This window comes from Streptomyces sp. NPDC037410, assembly GCF_055602235.1.
The window spans coordinates 1-3300 of sequence record NZ_JBVJWR010000045.1 but is presented as its reverse complement, the minus strand read 5'-3'; the positions used below and the strand labels follow the sequence as shown (position 1 = coordinate 3300).

General features: G+C 56.7%; 1 rRNA gene. It reads left to right on the top strand.

The features are described 5' to 3' along the window. Positions 1 to 145 precede the first annotated feature (145 nt). A 23S ribosomal RNA gene (locus tag ACZ7HT_RS36805) occupies positions 146 to 3265 on the top strand. The last annotated feature ends 35 nt before the right edge of the window (positions 3266 to 3300 follow it).

The following is a 3300-nucleotide window of genomic DNA, read 5'->3' as shown; positions in this document are numbered from 1 at the left end:
CTGGCACGTTGTTGGGTCCTGAGGGTACGGCCGTATGGTTCGTATCTTCGAGGATGCCGGCCCCAGTGAACTCGCCAGCTTGTCTGGTGGGGTGATGGGTGGCTGGTCGTTGTTTGAGAACTACACAGTGGACGCGAGCATCTGTGGCCAAGTTTTTAAGGGCGCACGGTGGATGCCTTGGCACCAGGAACCGATGAAGGACGTGGGAGGCCACGATAGTCCCCGGGGAGCCGTCAACCAGGCTTTGATCCGGGGGTTTCCGAATGGGGAAACCCGGCAGTCGTCATGGGCTGTCACCCATGCCTGAACACATAGGGCATGTGGAGGGAACGAGGGGAAGTGAAACATCTCAGTACCCTCAGGAAGAGAAAACAACCGTGATTCCGGGAGTAGTGGCGAGCGAAACCGGATGAGGCCAAACCGTATGCGTGTGATACCCGGCAGGGGTTGCGCATGCGGGGTTGTGGGATCTCTCTTTCACAGTCTGCCGGCTGTGAGACGAGTCAGAAACCGTTGATGTAGGCGAAGGACATGCGAAAGGTCCGGCGTAGAGGGTAAGACCCCCGTAGCTGAAACATTGACGGCTCGTTTGAGAGACACCCAAGTAGCACGGGGCCCGAGAAATCCCGTGTGAATCTGGCGGGACCACCCGCTAAGCCTAAATATTCCCTGGTGACCGATAGCGGATAGTACCGTGAGGGAATGGTGAAAAGTACCGCGGGAGCGGAGTGAAATAGTACCTGAAACCGTGTGCCTACAAGCCGTGGGAGCGTCGGACATAGCTTGCTATGTCTCGTGACTGCGTGCCTTTTGAAGAATGAGCCTGCGAGTTTGCGGTGTGTTGCGAGGTTAACCCGTGTGGGGAAGCCGTAGCGAAAGCGAGTCCGAATAGGGCGATTCAGTAGCACGCTCAAGACCCGAAGCGGAGTGATCTAGCCATGGGCAGGTTGAAGCGGAGGTAAGACTTCGTGGAGGACCGAACCCACCAGGGTTGAAAACCTGGGGGATGACCTGTGGTTAGGGGTGAAAGGCCAATCAAACTCCGTGATAGCTGGTTCTCCCCGAAATGCATTTAGGTGCAGCGTCGTGTGTTTCTTGCCGGAGGTAGAGCACTGGATAGGCGATGGGCCCTACCGGGTTACTGACCTTAGCCAAACTCCGAATGCCGGTAAGTGAGAGCACGGCAGTGAGACTGTGGGGGATAAGCTCCATGGTCGAGAGGGAAACAGCCCAGAGCATCGACTAAGGCCCCTAAGCGTACGCTAAGTGGGAAAGGATGTGGAGTCGCAGAGACAACCAGGAGGTTGGCTTAGAAGCAGCCACCCTTGAAAGAGTGCGTAATAGCTCACTGGTCAAGTGATTCCGCGCCGACAATGTAGCGGGGCTCAAGCGTACCGCCGAAGTCGTGTCATTGCAGCAATAAGCCCCAACGGGTGCTGTGATGGGTAGGGGAGCGTCGTGTGCCGGGTGAAGCAGCCGCGGAAGCGAGTTGTGGACGGTTCACGAGTGAGAATGCAGGCATGAGTAGCGATACACACGTGAGAAACGTGTGCGCCGATTGACTAAGGGTTCCTGGGTCAAGCTGATCTGCCCAGGGTAAGTCGGGACCTAAGGCGAGGCCGACAGGCGTAGTCGATGGACAACCGGTTGATATTCCGGTACCCGCTTTGAAACGCCCAATATCGAGCCCATTAATGCTAAGGCCGTGAAGCCGTTCCGGACCCTTCGGGGAAAGGAAAGTGGTGGAGCCGTCGATCCAAGGTGGTAGTAGGTAAGCGATGGGGTGACGCAGGAAGGTAGTCCAGCCCGGGCGGTGGTTGTCCCGGGGTAAGGGTGTAGGGCGTGTGATAGGCAAATCCGTCACACATTAAGCCTGAGACCTGATGCCGAGCCGATTGTGGTGAAGTGGATGATCCTATGCTGTCGAGAAAAGCCTCTAGCGAGTTTCATGGCGGCCCGTACCCTAAACCGACTCAGGTGGTCAGGTAGAGAATACCGAGGCGTTCGGGTGAACTATGGTTAAGGAACTCGGCAAAATGCCCCCGTAACTTCGGGAGAAGGGGGGCCACGCCTGGTGATCGGATTTACTCCGTGAGCTGGGGGTGGCCGCAGAGACCAGCGAGAAGCGACTGTTTACTAAAAACACAGGTCCGTGCGAAGCCGTAAGGCGATGTATACGGACTGACGCCTGCCCGGTGCTGGAACGTTAAGGGGACCGGTTAGCTCTGTTTCGACAGGGCGAAGCTGAGAACTTAAGCGCCAGTAAACGGCGGTGGTAACTATAACCATCCTAAGGTAGCGAAATTCCTTGTCGGGTAAGTTCCGACCTGCACGAATGGCGTAACGACTTCTCGACTGTCTCAACCATAGGCCCGGTGAAATTGCACTACGAGTAAAGATGCTCGTTTCGCGCAGCAGGACGGAAAGACCCCGGGACCTTTACTACAGTTTGATATTGGTGTTCGGTTCGGCTTGTGTAGGATAGGTGGGAGACTTTGAAGCAGCCACGCCAGTGGTTGTGGAGTCGCCGTTGAAATACCACTCTGGTCGTGCTGGATGTCTAACCTCGGTCCGTGATCCGGATCAGGGACAGTGTCTGATGGGTAGTTTAACTGGGGCGGTTGCCTCCCAAAGGGTAACGGAGGCGCCCAAAGGTTCCCTCAGCCTGGTTGGCAATCAGGTGTTGAGTGTAAGTGCACAAGGGAGCTTGACTGTGAGACCGACGGGTCGAGCAGGGACGAAAGTCGGGACTAGTGATCCGGCGGTGGCTTGTGGAAGCGCCGTCGCTCAACGGATAAAAGGTACCCCGGGGATAACAGGCTGATCTTCCCCAAGAGTCCATATCGACGGGATGGTTTGGCACCTCGATGTCGGCTCGTCGCATCCTGGGGCTGGAGTCGGTCCCAAGGGTTGGGCTGTTCGCCCATTAAAGCGGTACGCGAGCTGGGTTTAGAACGTCGTGAGACAGTTCGGTCCCTATCCGCTGTGCGCGTAGGAATATTGAGAAGGGCTGTCCCTAGTACGAGAGGACCGGGACGGACGAACCTCTGGTGTGCCAGTTGTCCTGCCAAGGGCATGGCTGGTTGGCTACGTTCGGGAGGGATAACCGCTGAAAGCATCTAAGCGGGAAGCCTGCTTCGAGATGAGTATTCCCACCTCCTTGAGAGGGTAAGGCTCCCAGTAGACGACTGGGTTGATAGGCCGGATGTGGAAGCCCAGTAATGGGTGGAGCTGACCGGTACTAATAGGCCGAGGGCTTGTCCTCAGTTGCTCGCGTCCACTGTGTTAGTTCTGAAGCAA